Source organism: Thalassococcus lentus, from assembly GCF_028023555.1.
Taxonomy (GTDB): domain Bacteria; phylum Pseudomonadota; class Alphaproteobacteria; order Rhodobacterales; family Rhodobacteraceae; genus Thalassococcus_A; species Thalassococcus_A lentus.
Genome location: NZ_JAQIOY010000017.1, coordinates 1 through 1,268, shown reverse-complemented (window position 1 = coordinate 1,268; position 1,268 = coordinate 1). Strand labels below are relative to the sequence as shown.

The following is a 1,268-nucleotide window of genomic DNA, read 5'->3' as shown; positions in this document are numbered from 1 at the left end:
TGACCCAGCCCCCTGAAATCAGGCCACTGAGGTGTTAGCAATCCGTCCAAGCAAAGGATGGACTATGAAACGCAGATTTAGTGACGAACAGATCATCAGCATGATCAAAGAGTACGAGGCAGGCGTGAAAGCGCAGGAGTTGTGCCGGAAGTACGGGATCAGCGATGCCACGTTTTACAAATACAAGGCCAAGTTTGGCGGGATGAACGTGTCGGATGCCAAGAAGCTGAGGGCACTTGAGGACGAGAACAATCGCCTGAAGCGGATGTTGGCGGATGCGATGCTGGACAATGCCGCTCTGAAAGATCTCGCGACAAAAAATTACTAACGCCTGACGTGAAGCGCAGAGCGGTGTCGGACGTCATGGATCGGCACGGTCTGTCTGAACGTCGGGCGTGTGAACTGGCTGATCTTCACAGGTCAGTCTTCCAGTATCAAAAGCAGGATCGGGGCGATGAAACCTTGCGCAAGCGGCTGCGTGAGCTGGCGAATGAAAGGCGTCGGTTTGGATATCGCCGTTTGGGCATCCTGCTGGCCAGAGAGGGGTTCGAAGTGAACCACAAGAAACTATTCCGCCTCTATCGCGAGGAAGGTCTTGCGGTGCGCCGCAGGCGGTCGCGCAAGCGGGCACTGGGTACGCGCAGGCCCATTCTGGTGCCGGATCGGGCCAATCAGCGTTGGTCGCTCGACTTCGTGTCTGACGCCTTTGCTGATGGTCAGCGGTTCCGGGTGTTGTGCATCGTGGATGATTGCACGCGTGAGGCGCTTGCCACTGTCGTGGATCGTTCTTTGTCAGGCGCACGGATGACGCGTGAACTGGATGATCTAATCCGCAGGCGCGGCCAGCCGGACATGATTGTCTCTGACAATGGAACGGAAATGACCTCGCACGCCGTTCTCAGATGGTGCCAGGACACCGGCGTCGGCTGGCATTACATCGCACCGGGAAAGCCGATGCAGAATGCCTTTGTCGAGTCATTCAACGGCAGGCTCCGGGACGAATGCTTGAATGAGCACATCTTCGGCAATCTCGCCGAAGCCCGAAAGATCATCGAAAACTGGAGGATCGACTACAACACACAAAGACCACACACATCACTTGGCGGGCTGGCTCCAGCTGTTTACGCCAACCTCAACCGCAGCACCCGGCCTGCCTCGCTTGAGCTCCGCAAAGGCTCCGCTCAGCAGGCCTTGACCGCAAACATATCAACAGAAAGAAACAGGAACGGATTCTACACCTGAACGGCCCGGATCAGGGGGCTGGGTCA

At 56.8% G+C, this 1,268-nt stretch carries 1 protein-coding gene; it reads left to right on the top strand.

The genetic code is table 11. From position 1 onward, the window contains the following. Positions 1-64: 64 nt before the first annotated feature. Positions 65-1,242 (top strand): IS3 family transposase gene (locus PFY00_RS18950; RefSeq protein ID WP_408648483.1). Its coding sequence is split into 2 segments (ribosomal slippage): positions 65-311 and positions 311-1,242, totalling 1,179 coding nucleotides; the frame shifts between segments, so codons are not numbered across the junction. The last annotated feature ends 26 nt before the right edge of the window (positions 1,243-1,268 follow it).